Origin of the sequence: Abiotrophia sp. HMSC24B09 (assembly GCF_001815865.1) — a bacterium.
GTDB lineage: Bacteria > Bacillota > Bacilli > Lactobacillales > Aerococcaceae > Abiotrophia.
Window position 1 is genome coordinate 15,244 of sequence record NZ_KV822195.1, and the last position, 14,364, is coordinate 29,607.

General features: G+C 44.4%; 14 protein-coding genes. All 14 read left to right on the plus strand.

Going from position 1 to position 14,364, the window contains the following annotated elements; translation table 11 throughout:
• Positions 1–4 precede the first annotated feature (4 nt).
• The 14 genes from HMPREF3093_RS01280 to HMPREF3093_RS01345 all read left to right on the plus strand — a co-directional run bounded on the left by HMPREF3093_RS01280 (position 5) and on the right by HMPREF3093_RS01345 (position 14,207).
• A complete protein-coding gene (locus HMPREF3093_RS01280; RefSeq protein ID WP_070755229.1) occupies positions 5–676 on the plus strand; it encodes a type 1 glutamine amidotransferase in 672 nt (223 codons plus the stop codon).
• Between the two features lie 264 nt (positions 677–940).
• Positions 941–2,032, plus strand: coding sequence for a PTS sugar transporter subunit IIC (locus HMPREF3093_RS01285; protein ID WP_035363925.1), 1,092 nt, complete (start codon positions 941–943; stop codon positions 2,030–2,032).
• Positions 2,033–2,060: 28 nt separating this feature from the next.
• Positions 2,061–3,092, plus strand: coding sequence for a branched-chain amino acid aminotransferase (locus HMPREF3093_RS01290; RefSeq protein WP_023391101.1), 1,032 nt, complete (start codon positions 2,061–2,063; stop codon positions 3,090–3,092).
• Between the two features lie 199 nt (positions 3,093–3,291).
• Positions 3,292–3,867 carry a thymidine kinase gene (locus HMPREF3093_RS01295; protein WP_070755230.1) on the plus strand — a complete coding sequence of 192 codons (576 nt, stop codon included), beginning with the start codon at positions 3,292–3,294 and terminating at the stop codon, positions 3,865–3,867.
• Between the two features lie 11 nt (positions 3,868–3,878).
• A complete protein-coding gene (gene prfA, locus HMPREF3093_RS01300; RefSeq protein WP_070755231.1) occupies positions 3,879–4,958 on the plus strand; it encodes a peptide chain release factor 1 in 1,080 nt (359 codons plus the stop codon).
• Positions 4,942–5,805, plus strand: a complete 864-nt coding sequence (gene prmC / locus HMPREF3093_RS01305; protein WP_070755232.1) for a peptide chain release factor N(5)-glutamine methyltransferase — start codon at positions 4,942–4,944, stop codon at positions 5,803–5,805. The genes prfA and prmC overlap by 17 nt, the downstream gene beginning before the upstream one ends.
• Positions 5,806–5,824: 19 nt before the next feature.
• Positions 5,825–6,847 carry an L-threonylcarbamoyladenylate synthase gene (locus HMPREF3093_RS01310; RefSeq protein WP_070755233.1) on the plus strand — a complete coding sequence of 341 codons (1,023 nt, stop codon included), beginning with the start codon at positions 5,825–5,827 and terminating at the stop codon, positions 6,845–6,847.
• Between the two features lie 50 nt (positions 6,848–6,897).
• Positions 6,898–8,127 carry a serine hydroxymethyltransferase gene (gene glyA / locus HMPREF3093_RS01315; protein ID WP_070755234.1) on the plus strand — a complete coding sequence of 410 codons (1,230 nt, stop codon included), beginning with the start codon at positions 6,898–6,900 and terminating at the stop codon, positions 8,125–8,127.
• 30 nt (positions 8,128–8,157) lie between these two features.
• A complete protein-coding gene (gene upp, locus HMPREF3093_RS01320) occupies positions 8,158–8,796 on the plus strand; it encodes a uracil phosphoribosyltransferase (RefSeq protein ID WP_070755235.1) in 639 nt (212 codons plus the stop codon).
• Positions 8,797–8,961: 165 nt separating this feature from the next.
• Positions 8,962–10,137, plus strand: a complete 1,176-nt coding sequence (locus HMPREF3093_RS01325) for an ATP-grasp domain-containing protein (RefSeq protein ID WP_070755236.1) — start codon at positions 8,962–8,964, stop codon at positions 10,135–10,137.
• Positions 10,138–10,140: 3 nt separating this feature from the next.
• The gene (locus tag HMPREF3093_RS01330) at positions 10,141–10,881 is read left to right on the plus strand and encodes an esterase family protein (protein ID WP_070755237.1); all 741 of its coding nucleotides are present in this window, start codon (positions 10,141–10,143) and stop codon (positions 10,879–10,881) included.
• 300 nt (positions 10,882–11,181) lie between these two features.
• Positions 11,182–12,066 carry an ROK family protein gene (locus HMPREF3093_RS01335; RefSeq protein ID WP_070755238.1) on the plus strand — a complete coding sequence of 295 codons (885 nt, stop codon included), beginning with the start codon at positions 11,182–11,184 and terminating at the stop codon, positions 12,064–12,066.
• Between the two features lie 12 nt (positions 12,067–12,078).
• Positions 12,079–12,912 carry a MurR/RpiR family transcriptional regulator gene (locus HMPREF3093_RS01340; protein ID WP_070755239.1) on the plus strand — a complete coding sequence of 278 codons (834 nt, stop codon included), beginning with the start codon at positions 12,079–12,081 and terminating at the stop codon, positions 12,910–12,912.
• Positions 12,909–14,207 (plus strand): ABC transporter substrate-binding protein, encoded by a 1,299-nt coding sequence (locus HMPREF3093_RS01345; RefSeq protein WP_083316227.1) that lies wholly within the window; start codon positions 12,909–12,911, stop codon positions 14,205–14,207. The genes HMPREF3093_RS01340 and HMPREF3093_RS01345 overlap by 4 nt, the downstream gene beginning before the upstream one ends.
• Positions 14,208–14,364: the final 157 nt, after the last annotated feature.

Below are 14,364 nucleotides of genomic sequence, written 5' to 3' on the forward strand. Positions count from 1 at the left end.
TTGAATGAAAACTTTACGAATCTGCCATCTCTATGGCAATCTCTTGAATACCTATGGAGATAATGGTAATCTCCTCATGCTGCAGTACCATGCCAAACAAGCCGGCTACCAAGTAGAAACCGATTTGGTTAGTTTAGGTGATGACTTTAAGGCGGATGACTATGATATTGTCTTTATTGGCGGTGGGCAGGATTACGAGCAGGGGATTATTGCGCGCGATATTGGTCGTCTAAAGACTGAACTAGAACGTTACATTGAATCGGATGGTGTCTTACTCGCAATTTGTGGTGGCTTCCAATTTTTGGGTCAATACTATATGACAGCAGAAGGGCAGAAAATTGAATGCCTAGGTATTTTTCCACATAAGACAGAACGCCAAGAAGGCACTCGCTTCATCGGGGATATTGAAATCTATGATGAAGTCAATCAAGTGACTTATTATGGCTTTGAAAATCATAATGGGGTGACCACGCTAGGTCCCAATCAAGCACCGCTTGGTCGCGTAGTGACCGGTCATGGGAACAATGGCCAAGACAAAACCGAGGGTATGCACTATCGCAATACTTATGGTAGCTATTTCCACGGCCCGCTTCTAGTACGGAATGAAGGTTTAGCAAAACATTTGGTAGCATTGGCTATTGCCAATCATGAAGCTAAGAAGGCTTCAAAAGTCTGAGCCAGCTATAAAGGATTAAAGAGAGACTAGTTGCCTAGTCTCTTTTCTTGTGCCTTAAGTAAGAGGTGATGGCGGATCTCTGAAGAAATTTCACAAACATAATCTCAGGATGTAGGTGATTAAATGAGAAGTTCGTGATAACTATTTACTAGCTTTGACTTCTGTGTTCGTCCTTCTAGGGATTATTTTCAGAAAAATGAAAAACTACCTTGCAATAAGATTAGAAATACGTTAAAATTATGGCATCCTAAAAAGAAAAGAGGTATCTCTATGACGAATGAAAAGACCAAATCGTCTGCCTATAATTTTATAAACAATGTATTGAATGGGACAGCCATTGCTATCGTAGTAGCTTTGATTCCTAATGCAGTCTTGAAGGCGGCGCTCACAGCCCTTCAGAGCAATTACCCTGCTATTAAGCCATATTTAGTGGACTACTTAAATATTATTACCATCTTCCAGTTCTTCATTCCTGTTATGGCCGGGTTCTTGATTGCACATCAATTCAATATGAAGCCAATGCAGATGATTGCGGTCGGTGGGGCTACCTTTATCGGGTCTGGCGCTTGGAAAGCGGTTGAAGCAACCATCGGTGACAAGACAGGCCAAATCTTCCAACTTGCCGGGACAGGAGATTTGATTAATGCTATGGTAACGGCAGCTCTTGCGGTAGCTGTCATCCAGTTAGTGGGTCACCACTTCGGTGCGCTAGAAATTATCCTCTTACCAATTGTGGTAGGTTCCGGAGTCGGTTTACTTGGTTACAAGCTCCTTCCATATGTTAAACAAGTGACAGATACGATTGGTCACGTAATTGAAACCTTCGTACAATATCAACCATTCGTAATGAGTATCTTAATTTGTATGTCTTTTGCTATCTTAATCTTAACCCCAATTTCAACCGTCGCGATCGGCTTAGCTATTTCCTTGACTGGCCTATCAGCTGGGGCGGCCTCTATGGGGGTCGGGACTACGGCTCTATACTTAGTCTGGGCAACTCATAAGAAGAATAAGCCAGGTGTTCCAACAGCGATTGCTTTGGGGGCTATGAAAATGATGATGCCTAACTATCTGACTCATCCAATTATGTCAGCCGGGCTTCTCTTATCTTCAGCTATTACAGCTGTTTTGGTTCCAGTCTTTAACTTGACAGGGACACCACAAACCTCTGGTTTTGGTTTAGTTGGTTTGGTTGGCCCAATCGCTTCCTTACCAAGTTTAGGAAATAACTTCTTGCTCATGCTCCTCATCTGGGTGGCTGTGCCAGCAGTGGTAACTTTCCTAGTTCACTTCCTCTTCACCAAAGTCTTGAAACTCTATGATGAAGAAATTTTCGTATTCAAAGGTTCTAACTAATCTCATTATTATATTGGAGGAATAGACAATGACAACACCAGAACAAATGGACTGGAATAATCTTGGTTTCGGCTATACCGATACCGGCAAACGTTACCGTGCATACTACCGCAATGGTGCTTGGGAAAAGGGCGGCATTACAGAAGATGCCACCATTACCATGAGTGAAGCGGCTAACGTTTTACACTATGGTCAAACATGTTTTGAAGGTTTGAAGGCTTACCGCACCAAATCTGGTGAAATTAACCTTTTCCGCGTTGATCAAAATGCGGCGCGTATGCGCCGTTCTGCTGAGCGTCTCTTGATGCCGGCCTACCCAGAGGATTGGTTTGTTGAAGCAGTTAAAGAAGTGGTAGCAGCTAATGCGGATTGGGTGCCACCTTATGAATCAGGCGCGACACTTTATATCCGTCCTTTCCTCATCGGCTTGGGTGCATCAATTGGGGTTTCACCTGCAGATGAATACCTCTTCGGAATTTATGTATCTCCTGTAGGTGCCTACTTCAAGGGCGGCTTAACTCCAAGTAACTTTGTTGTATCGGATTATGACCGTGCAGCGCCACAAGGGACAGGGGCTGCTAAGGTAGCAGGTAACTATGCTGCCAGCCTCTATCCAGGTAAGAAGGCTAAATTAGATGGATATACTGACGCTATCTATTTGGACCCAGCAACCAAGACTAAGATTGAGGAGGTTGGGGCAGCTAACTTCTTCGGGATTACTAAGGATAACAAATTCGTTACGCCATTATCTCCTTCTATCTTGCCATCTATTACCAAGTATTCACTCTTATACTTAGCCAAAGAACGCTTGGGCTTGGAAGTAGAAGAAGGCGATGTCTATGTTGATCAATTAGATCAATACGTAGAAGCTGGTGCTTGTGGGACGGCTGCCGTTATCAGCCCAGTTGGCTCAATCACAGTTGGTGATAAGAAGTATGTCTTCCATTCTGAAACAGAAGTGGGGCCAATCACTAAACGTCTTTATGATGAATTAGTGGGCATCCAATACGGAGATGTTGAAGCTCCAGAAGGCTGGATTCAAAAAGTACCAGTTAAATAATCAGGATTAGGGGGCAGGAACTCAAGTTCCTGCCTTTTTGCTATGGAAAAATTATAGGTTCAGAAGAATAGAATTTCAGATGGGTTGAGCTAGCTAGCTTTGCTGATTCTTTGATTGACTATTGAGCTCTTTTCCCTTATCATTACTAGTTGGGACAGTGAAATTTGCGCTTAAAAATACCCAAGAAAGGATGCTTAGTGTGGCACAGTTTTATTTTAAGTATGGCGCCATGAATAGTGGGAAATCGATTGAGATTATTAAGGTGGCCCATAACTACGAAGAACAAAATAAACCGGTTGAACTTTTTACCAGTGCCATTGATACGCGCGTTGATATAGGAATTGTCAATAGTCGGGCAGGTTTCCAACGCCAAGCCACGCCTATTACAGAGGACATGGACCTATTTGAGACCATTAAGGATTTGACGCCTAAGCGTTACTGCATCTTAATTGACGAATCGCAATTTCTCAGCAAAGAACACATTTTGCAGCTAGCGCGAGTAGTGGATGAACTTGATATTCCAGTCATGTGCTTTGGCCTTAAAAATGACTTTACCAATGAACTTTTTGAAGGGTCAAAATATCTCTTGCTCTACGCTGATAAGATTGAAGAAATTAAAACCATCTGTTGGTTCTGCCACCGCAAGGCCATAATGAATTTGCGGATTTCAGATGGCAAGCCTGTTTATCAAGGTGAACAAATTCAAATCGGAGGCAACGAGTCTTACTACCCGGTTTGCCGTCGCTGTTACAAGAATCCCGGATTAATTAAGTAAAGGAGACCACTATGTTTGAACAATTGGATGCCCTCATTTTTCGTTTTGAGGAATTACACGAATTACTCAGTGACCCAGAAGTCATCTCGGACTCCAAACGTTTGCGGGAACTGACTATTGAAGAATCGGACCTGAGCCCTAAGGTAGCAAAGATCAAACGCTACAAGCAGGTCCAACAAGAAATTAAAGATACCGAAGATATGCTAGGTGAAGGCTTAGACGCTGATATGGCTGAATTGGCTAAAATGGAATTGGCAGAATTAAAGGCTGAAAAACCTCGTCTAGAAGAAGAAATTAAAGTCATGATGTTGCCTGAAGATCCAAATGATGGCAAAAATATTATCATGGAAATCCGTGGTGCAGCGGGTGGGGATGAAGCGCAACTCTTTGCCGGTGACCTACTCAATATGTATACGCGATACGCTGACAGTCAAGGTTGGAAGGTTGAAGTCTTAGATGCTAATATTACTGGTATCGGAGGCTATAAGGAAGTCAGCCTCATGATTACAGGGCATAAAGTTTATAGCAAGCTTAAATTCGAAAACGGGGCTCACCGTGTTCAACGGGTACCCGAGACGGAATCTCAAGGCCGCGTGCACACCTCTACCGCAACCGTAGTCGTGATGCCTGAGGCAGAAGAAGTCGACTTAGACCTCAAGGATGCCGATATCCGGGTAGATATCTATCATGCTAGTGGGGCCGGCGGTCAGCATGTTAACAAGACTGCCTCTGCTGTTCGCTTGACTCACTTACCAACTGGGGTGGTCGTTGCGATGCAAGATGAGCGGAGCCAACTTAAGAACCGGGAGAAGGCCATGAAGGTCTTGCGTGCTCGTGTCTATGATATGCTCCAATCAGAAGCTCAGGCAGAATATGATTCTAACCGTAAATTAGCTGTCGGTACTGGTGACCGTTCTGAACGGATTCGGACCTACAACTACCCACAAAACCGGGTAACAGACCACCGCATTGGCTTAACTATTCAACAACTCGATGCCATTATGTCGGGGAAATTAGATGAAATTATCGACGGGTTAGTTCTGTTTGACCAAACCCAAAAATTGGAGGAGCTAAATGGCCCTCAAATCTAATGCAAGCCTGGCTGAAGTACTCAAGAGTGCTTCAGTTTTTTTGGAGGAAAGAGGGTTTGATGGCACCCTAGCCCAGTCTTATTGGTTGCGTGTCTTTGATTGGACTTTAACGGACTTGGTCAGACAGCTTCATCAGGTTCCTAACCAGGAGGTCTATGAGGCCTTTCAAGAGGTTTTAAATCGCCTAGTGACACATGAGCCCTTGCAGTATATTTTGGGTTATGAAGACTTTGATGGTCACCGTTTTAAGGTGACACCTGCCGTCTTAATTCCCCGAGAAGATACGGCAGGCATCTTAGATTTGGCGGCCACCTGGTTAGAAAAGCATCCAGATGCTAGTCAAGCTCTGGATTTAGGGACGGGATCTGGTATTCTAGCTATTAGCTTGGCTTTGCGCCATCCACAACTTCAATTGACCGCGGGCGATTTATCGCCTGAAGCCTTAGCTATTGCCAAAGAAAATGGCATAAATCTTCAGGCCACTGTGGATTGGCTAGTAACGGATGTCTGTCAAGGTTTGCCTCGAGATAGAGCTTATGATTTAGTAGTATCAAATCCTCCTTATATTAGTGAGACAGAATTAGATTTAATGGATGAGTCGGTTAAACGTTATGAGCCATCTATGGCATTGTTTGCTGAGCAAGGGGGCTTGGCTTTCTATCGCCAACTGGCTAAGCAAATTGGGTCCTATCTCAAGCCGAGTGCTTGCTTGATTCTAGAGATTGGTTTTCGACAAGGTCAGACGGTCGTGGACATTTTTCGTCGAGCCTTCCCACAAGCCAAGGTTAGTTGCCATCAGGATTTGAATGGCCGAGACCGCTATGTCCAAGTAGAGATTAATGAATGAAAGGAGATGACCGCCTAAAATGTTAACCAAGAAATTTCGTTTGGGAGAATTGGATGAAGCGGCCGCTCTCTTAAGAAGAGGAGAGCTAGTCGCCTTTCCTACCGAGACAGTTTATGGTTTAGGCGCCATCGCGACTAAGGAACAAGCAGTTGCTAAGGTCTTTCAAGCAAAAGGTCGTCCTAGTGATAACCCACTCATTGTTCATGTCAAGGATGCACAACAAGTCTTTGACTATGCGGCAGAGGTGCCTAAATTGGCTAAGGATTTAATGGAGCGCTTTTGGCCAGGCCCTTTAACCATTATTCTGCCTGTTAAGCCTGGTGTTTTTCCGGCAAACGTTAATAATGCCCAAGAAACGGTTGCTTTCCGCATGCCTAACCAGCATTCAGCCTTACGTCTAATCGACTTAGTGGGGGCGCCGCTAGTTGGGCCAAGCGCTAACTTATCGGGCAAACCTAGTCCAACAAGCGTCGACCATGTCATGCAGGATTTTGATGGAGTCATCGCTGGCGTAGTGGCAGGGGATACGGATCAAGCCCAAATCGGAGTGGAGTCGACGGTGGTCCGCCCTATGTCAGACCGTTTAATCATTCTGCGGCCAGGTGCTATCACCCAATCCATGCTGAAGCAAGTATGTCCAAAGGTTCAAGAATTTTCAGTAGCAGAGCAATTAGCTGCTCCTCAGATCCAATCACCAGGCGTTAAATATCGCCATTATAGCCCTAAACAAGCTGTGTTTTTGTTTGAGTCTTCTGAAGATCTCGCCAACCTTCATGCAAAGCTAGTTGCTAAGGGAGGAAGAGTCGGTTTGTTGGCAGATGAGTCTATTATCCAAGCCTTAGGTCAGCAAAGTCCAGTTGTAGCGACCTACTCTTTAGGTCAGCCTAATGATGCGGACAGTGCTACCCGTCAACTATATGCCGGCCTGCGGGCTTTGGAGGCGAGTGATTGTGACTGGATTTTAGCTCAAGCAGTGCTAGAATCAGAAAAATATCATGCCTATATGAATCGGTTGAACAAAGCAGCCACAAGTATGCTATAATAGAAAGCAGAACATAGGTTGGCGGGAGTCAACCAAGAAGGAGGTTACCTATGACTGAGAGATTACATGATGCCTTGGTTTTTGATACTATTGAACGTGAAGAACGGCGACAATTAGAAGGAATTGAATTGATTGCCTCAGAGAACTTTGTTTCACCTGCAGTCCTTAAGGCACAAGGGAGTGTCTTAACCAACAAATACGCCGAAGGTTATCCAGGTCGACGCTATTATGGTGGCTGTGAATACATTGATGTCATTGAACAAGCAGCGATTGATCGAGCGAAAGAACTTTTTGGTGCAGAATACGCCAACGTGCAACCCCACTCCGGTTCATCTGCCAACCTTGCTGTTTATCGGGCTTTCCTTAATGTAGGCGATCGTGTCTTAGGTATGGACCTATCACAAGGTGGCCACTTAACTCATGGTTCGCCTGTTAATTTCTCTGGCCAGTCTTATGAGATGCATGCTTATGGTGTAGACCCTGTTACTGAATTGATTGATTATCAAGCGCTAGAAGCTCAGGCTGAGGCTGTCAAACCTAAAATGATTATTGCAGGGGCATCTGCTTATTCTCGGACCATTGACTTTGAACGTATTGGTCAAATTGCTAAGAAAGTAGGGGCTATCTACTTTGTGGATATGGCCCATATTGCTGGCTTAGTTGCGGCAGGTCTCCATCCTAACCCAGTGCCTTATGCGGATGTGGTGACAACGACTACTCATAAAACCTTGCGGGGTCCTCGTGGTGGCTTGATTTTAGCTAAGGCCCAGTATGCTAAGCAACTCAATATGGCTATTTTCCCAGGAATTCAAGGAGGGCCACTGGAGCATGTAGTAGCCGCTAAGGCGGTTGCCCTCTTGGAAGCCTTGCAACCAAGTTTCAAGACTTATGCAGCGCAAGTTATTAAGAACGCTCAAGCCATGGTGGAGGTTTTCTTAGAAAGTCCTCTGCGTGTCGTATCTGGTGGGACGGATAACCACCTCTTCAATCTTGATGTGACACCACTGGGTGTGACAGGGAAAGAGGCCCAAGAGCGTCTGGATCAAGTAGGGATTACCGTTAACAAGAATTCGATTCCTAACGACAGCCGTTCCTTTATCGATCCAAGTGGTATTCGGATTGGGACATCTGCTATTACGACGCGCGGCATGAAAGAAGCGCAAGCTCAGACTGTTGCCCGTCTGATTCTCAAGACCTTAACAGCTTCTGACGACCAATTGGCGGCTATCCGTCAAGAAGTCAAAGAACTCGTTGCTGGTTTACCACTTTATCAAGCTTAAATTGATTGACTCAGAAAAGGAGAGACTAAGATGGCAAAATGCGTAGTAATTAACCACCCACTGATTCAGCACAAACTAACCATTATTCGTGATAAAAATACCTCTACCAAGGCTTTTCGCGAAGTAACCAACGAAATCTCTATGCTTATGGCTTATGAGATTACACGTGATTTGCCAGTAGAAGATGTGGTCATCGAAACGCCCTTAGTTGAAACCACTCAAAAGCGGATTGCCGGGAAGAAAATGGCGATTATTCCAATCCTAAGAGCTGGCTTGGGCATGGTCGATGGGATTTTGGACTTAGTGCCTGCTGCACGTGTGGGGCATATTGGTCTCTATCGTGACCACGAAACCCTAGAGCCAATTGAGTACTTTGCTAAATTACCACAAGATATCGAAGAACGTCATGTCTTTGTGGTGGATCCAATGTTAGCGACAGGTGGTTCAGCTATTGCTGCGCTAGACCTTCTGATGAAAAAGTATGGCGTCAAGCCAGAAAATATCACCTTTTCTTGTTTAGTTGCTGCACCAGAAGGGGTAGCAGCTTTACAGGCGGCGCATCCAGATGTGGATATCTATATGGCGGCGCTAGATGAACGCCTCAATGAGCACGGCTATATCTTGCCAGGGCTTGGAGATGCGGGTGACCGTATTTTTGGTACTAAATAAGGAAGAAAGGCTAGGAAGAGATTTCCTAGCCTTTTTATTATGCAATTTGTTACGCGTTCCGAACATTTGGATCAAGAAATTGGCCTTTTCTTACTTTAGTACTTGTATTCATTCAAAATACATGATATTCTAATTTATATTTAATAATTATACTGAGGTGAAACTATGAATTACTTGATGATGTCCCCCCATTTCCCTAAAAACCTCCAGAATTTCGCAATTCGACTTAAAGAGCGTGGTGTGAATGTATTGGGGATTGGCACAGAGCCCTATGACTGGCTCTCACCAGAGTTACGTGAAAGCCTCACTGAATACTACCGTGTCGAGGATATGGAGAACCTTGATGAAGTGAAGCGTGCGGTAGCTTTCTTAATTTATAAGCATGGACCAATCGATCGTCTAGAATCTAATAACGAATACTGGCTAGAATTAGACGCTGCCTTGCGCGAGCAATTCAACGTACCTGGGGTCAAACCTCGTGACTTAGAAAAAACCAAGTATAAGTCAAAAATGAAGAAATTATTTGAGAAAGCTGGCGTTCCAGTGGTGCCAGGCTATCTAATCAAGAATGAGAGTCAACTCAATAAAGCTTTGAAGGAAGCTGGCCTCCCTGCAGTAGCAAAACCTGACCGTGGGGTAGGGACTGCAGCAACCTATCGACTTGAGACCAAAGAAGATGTTGCAACCTTCTTGTCCGAGTGGGACCAATCCATTCCCTATTTTGTGGAGCCTTATGTCTTGGATGCGGAACTCTGCACATTTGATGGTTTAGTTGATGAAAAAGGACAGATTGTCTTCTCAACGAGCTTTGTTTATTCCTTGCCAACCTTAGAATTGATTGAGGGCCAGTGCGATTACACCAACATTGTCCAAAAGGATGTAGAGCCTAAGTTGGCTGAATACGGCCAGGCAGCAGTTAAGGCCTTTGGGATGAAGGAACGCTTCTTCCATATCGAATTCTTCCGTCGTAAAAAGGGAGACTATGTAGCCATCGAGTATAATAACCGACTGGCTGGCGGTTACACAATCGATCTCTATAACTATGCTTATGGTTGTGATCTCTATGCTATCTACGCCGATATCGTAACTGGAAGGCTAGAAGAAACTCCAAGCTATGATCGACATTACGGGGTAGGTATCTCACGTCGTGACGAGTTGGCGTATGAACATAACGTTGATGAGATCCGAGCAAAATACGGTGACCGTGTCAAAATGGTTGATCGCTTGCCAGATGCTTTTTCGGCTATTATGGGGAATGAGTTCTTAGTCATTCTAGCGGATACGCAAGAAGAAGTTGAAGAAGTAGGTCATTATGTACACAAGAAACAAGGAGGACAATAATAAATGCACGTAGAATGGTTAAGTCACTGGAGTGGTCAACTCAATCGCGAAATGCCCCTCAACCGCTATGGTCATGCTGGACTACCAATTGTGGTTTTTCCTTCATCAGGCGGAACCCACAATGAATATGCCGACTTCGGCATGATTGATGCCTGTCGCGATTCCATTGAGGCAGGACGGGTTCAATTTTTCACCTTGGCTAGTGTGGACAGTGAGAGCTGGTTGGCTGACTGGAAATACCCTCACGATCGGGCTGAAATGCATCGGGCTTATGAGCGTTATGTCATTAGCGAGGCGATTCCTTTTATTAAGCATAAAACGGGCTGGTTTGATCCAATGATGACGACAGGTTGCAGTATGGGGGCCTACCATGCGCTCAACTTCTTCTTACAGCATCCAGATGTTTTCCGCGGGGTGATTGCCTTGAGTGGGGTCTATGATGCACGTTTCTTTGTAGGGGAATATGGCGATGACGTGGCAATCTATTCTAATTCGCCGAGTGATTATGTCTTCAATCAACACGATCCTTGGTTCCTGGACCAATATCGACAATCCAATATTATTGTCTGTACCGGGCATGGGCCTTGGGAACACGATGGTCTGCCATCCTTCTATAAGGTAAAGGAAGCCCTAGAAATGAAGGGAGTGCCTGCTTGGTTTGACGAGTGGGGCGGCGATGTGGCCCATGACTGGCCATGGTGGCGCGTGCAGATGCCATATTTCTTAAGTCGTTTAGGTTTATAAGATAAATGAGGCTAGGGGTCTTTCCTAGCCTTTTTAGTTTGCCTCTTTATTCTTAAAATAGGGTAGTTAATCGGCTGATTTGGAAAAGGAAGATAAAAACAGCTAGAATAACGGATGTAAATCAATGAAAAATAGATGGAGATTTCATGTAAATGCCATGGCTACAATATCTAAAAATGGAGCTGTCAGAAAAATAGGAATGAAAATAATTTTCTTCATAAAAACACTTGAAAAATATTTTCTTTGGTGTATAATGAAAGCGTAATCAGTTGAAAGACAGAAAGAGAGGTGACAAATTGGATGAATTACTTGTGCTTTGATATTGGCGGGACCTTCATTAAATATGGTCTCTTCAATGAAAAGGGGGAAGCGCTAGGCCAGACTCAGAAGGTCAAAACTAGCGTTGACCAGTATTCTAATCAGATATTGCAACAAGTTCTTTCGATTACAAAGCAGGTTCAATCCCAGGAAAGCCTATCGGGCGTGGCGATTTCAACTGCTGGAGTGGTTGATTCTCGTGACGGGTCTATACGATTTGCAGGGCCCACTATCCCAGGTTATACGGGGACGCCACTGAAAGCTGAAGTGGAAGCACTCACTGGTCTGCCTTGCTATGTGGTAAACGATGTGAACGCAGCTTGTTTGGGTGAATGCTGGCAAGCCAGTCGAACAGGCCAGCCACCTAAGTCCATGATATGTTTTACGATTGGTACAGGTGTAGGGGGAGCCATTGTTTTAGATGGACAACTGCTAACCGGTGTGAGCGACATGGCCGGAGAGGTGGGCTACTTGCCTATTGGCAAAGCAGCCTTTCAGGAATTAGCCTCAACAACCGCTTTGTTAGAACAGGCGGCTCAAGCGACAGGCGAAAATCTCAGTGGGGAGGCCTTCTTTGACCGCTTGGAAGCAACAGGAGATCCAGTCTTAAGCCAAGTACTCGACCAATTTCTAAATCATTTAGCCACCGGACTTTTATCAGCGATTTATCTGCTGAATCCAGAAGTCCTTGTCCTAGGGGGAGGAATTCTAGCGCGTGCTGATCTCATTATGCCACGTCTAATGGCAATCTTGGAGCAACGTGTGATTGATCCTCGCTTCCTCATAACAGAGATTCGACCAGCCCAGTCAGGTAATGATGCTGGAATGTTAGGTGCGCTATCTCAACTCATTAAGCTAACTCAATAAGGATGTGATCCCATGGGAGTATTAGAGCGAATTGAAGCCAACTTCGTTCATCTATCACCAAAGGAACAGCTCCTTGCAACCTATATTATGCAAGAAAGTCCCTATTTTACTAACATTACCATTAGCGAGATGGCCAAAGAAACGGGTGTTTCAGCTGCAACGATTACGCGCTTTTGTCGTAAAGTAGGGTGTGAGAGCTTTGTCGATTTGAAAATTCAACTGCAAGCCAGTGAAGGGGAGTCGGCAAGTAATCACCAGAAACATGATATGTTCGATACGGTTAGTGAATTCTATAACCGTATCATTCAACGAACGTCAGAATTACAATCAGAATATCAGCTCCGTCAGTTAATTCAAGTTCTCTCTCAGGCCAACCGAATCATGGTTTATGGGATGGGATCCTCGGGGTTAACGGCTCGGGAATTGGCTATTCGTCTTTCGCGTATGGGACTACCAGCCACGAGCGAGACGGACTCACATATGATGATTATCTCCAGTACGGTGACACGTTCCAGTGACGTGGTAATTGCCATTAGTAATTCTGGTGAAACAAAGGATGTGATTGATGCTTTAGGCAATGCCAAGCAAAATGGCGCTATTTTGGTGGCCATAACTAGCATGAAGGGAAGTAGTTTGGCTAAGCTAGCTGATGAGACCCTTCTGGTACATAATAGCCGGTTTGTCAATAGTGAGTTTTTTGTCAATACGCAACTACCAATTTTTTTCCTGATCGACATCATTACCCTGATGATGTTGGAAGAACCAGTCTTCAATCAGAATATGCAGAAGACAATTCAAGAAATTACTTCTATCAATCAAAAATTACAAATGGGGGAACCATCATGAAATTATCAAAAGTTTTTGCAGCTGCCTTATCTTGTGGGATTTTATTAAACACAGTTGTGACAGCGGTACCAGTCGATGTGCGTGCTGAAGAGACAGTAACCATCAAATACTGGAACTTCCCTAACTTTACCAGCGACTCAGAATTCAAGACTTCTGAAGAATACGATGCAGCCTTGATTAAAGCCTTTGAAGCTAAGAACCCAGGTATCAAAGTAGAATACCAAAAAATCGACTTCACAGACGGTCCAGCTAAAATTGAAACAGCAATCCAATCTAAGACCAACCCTGACGTAATCTATGATGCACCAGGTCGTATCATCGACTGGGCAAGCAAGGGTTACTTGGCACCATTCAAAGACGTTGACACTTCAAAATTAAATGAATCAGCTGTTAAGGCTAGCTCCTTCGAAAACGAATTATATCTCTACCCTCAAGGGATTGCGCCATTCTTGATGGCAGTTAACACTAAGTTGACTGATAAGTTAGGCGTGACAGACCTCTTGCCATTCGAAAAAGAAGGACGTAACTGGACGCCTGAAGAATTCCAAAAATTCTTAGAAGCTGTTCATGAAAAAGACAAAGACTTAATTCCAACCGTTGTGTATGCTAAATCTGCAGCTGGTGACCAAGGTCCTCGTGCCTTTGTCTCTAACCTATACGGTTCTTGGATTACGAACGATGAAGTAAATAAATACACCATCAATGACGAAAACGGGGTAAAAGCCCTTCAATGGATTCGCGAACAAGCACCTAAAGGTATTATCGGCCAAGGGGCCGCTTTAGAAGCAAAAGATGCTTTGGAATACTTCAAGTCTGGTAAGTCTCCATTAAGTATCTTGGCAAGCCCAGGTCTCTACGCTCAATGGAAATCAGTAGAAGACTTAAACGTTCGCTTCTTACCATTCCCAAATGCTAACAAATCACCTAAGTATGAATACTTAGTAGCAGGTCCTGCAGTCTTCGATAACGGTGACGACAAGAAGATTGAAGCCGCTCAAAAATTTGTAGACTTCATGATCAACGACCCAGAATGGGGTACTCGTACCTTGAAGGCAACTGGTAACTTCTCTGCTCAAAAAGGCGTGAAAGGCCTCTATGACAACGAAGAGTTGAAGTTTGCTGAAGGCTTATCAGATCACTTCGGTGCTTACTACAACACCATTCCAGGTTACGCTAAAATGCGTCCACTTTGGTTCCCAATGCTCCAAGGGGTATTGTCTGGCCAAGGTGATGTAAAAGAATTAGTGGACAGCTATGTAGAACAAGCGCAAGCTACCTACGAAGAAGCAAAATAAGCCACACTATAATCTGAATTCAGAGAGTGCTCGATTTACTGGGACAAATCTAGCGCTACCCGGACCAGGTTCTCGCGTGCGACTAATATAAACATCCTACTCCCAAGCGCCCAATATTTTGGACTAGCGGGAGTTTGGGAGTAGTCGTTTATAGTGA

Bases quoted from the DNA above. Each gene is read 5' to 3' on its own strand.
- HMPREF3093_RS01280 (WP_070755229.1), top strand. From the start codon at position 5: ATGAAAACTTTACGAATCTGCCATCTCTATGGCAATCTCTTGAATACC.
- HMPREF3093_RS01290 (WP_023391101.1), top strand. From the start codon at position 2,061: ATGACAACACCAGAACAAATGGACTGGAATAATCTTGGTTTCGGCTAT.
- prfA (WP_070755231.1), top strand. From the start codon at position 3,879: ATGTTTGAACAATTGGATGCCCTCATTTTTCGTTTTGAGGAATTACAC.
- prmC (WP_070755232.1), top strand. From the start codon at position 4,942: ATGGCCCTCAAATCTAATGCAAGCCTGGCTGAAGTACTCAAGAGTGCT.
- HMPREF3093_RS01310 (WP_070755233.1), top strand. From the start codon at position 5,825: ATGTTAACCAAGAAATTTCGTTTGGGAGAATTGGATGAAGCGGCCGCT.
- glyA (WP_070755234.1), top strand. From the start codon at position 6,898: ATGACTGAGAGATTACATGATGCCTTGGTTTTTGATACTATTGAACGT.
- upp (WP_070755235.1), top strand. From the start codon at position 8,158: ATGGCAAAATGCGTAGTAATTAACCACCCACTGATTCAGCACAAACTA.
- HMPREF3093_RS01325 (WP_070755236.1), top strand. From the start codon at position 8,962: ATGAATTACTTGATGATGTCCCCCCATTTCCCTAAAAACCTCCAGAAT.
- HMPREF3093_RS01330 (WP_070755237.1), top strand. From the start codon at position 10,141: ATGCACGTAGAATGGTTAAGTCACTGGAGTGGTCAACTCAATCGCGAA.
- HMPREF3093_RS01335 (WP_070755238.1), top strand. From the start codon at position 11,182: ATGAATTACTTGTGCTTTGATATTGGCGGGACCTTCATTAAATATGGT.
- HMPREF3093_RS01340 (WP_070755239.1), top strand. From the start codon at position 12,079: ATGGGAGTATTAGAGCGAATTGAAGCCAACTTCGTTCATCTATCACCA.
- HMPREF3093_RS01345 (WP_083316227.1), top strand. From the start codon at position 12,909: ATGAAATTATCAAAAGTTTTTGCAGCTGCCTTATCTTGTGGGATTTTA.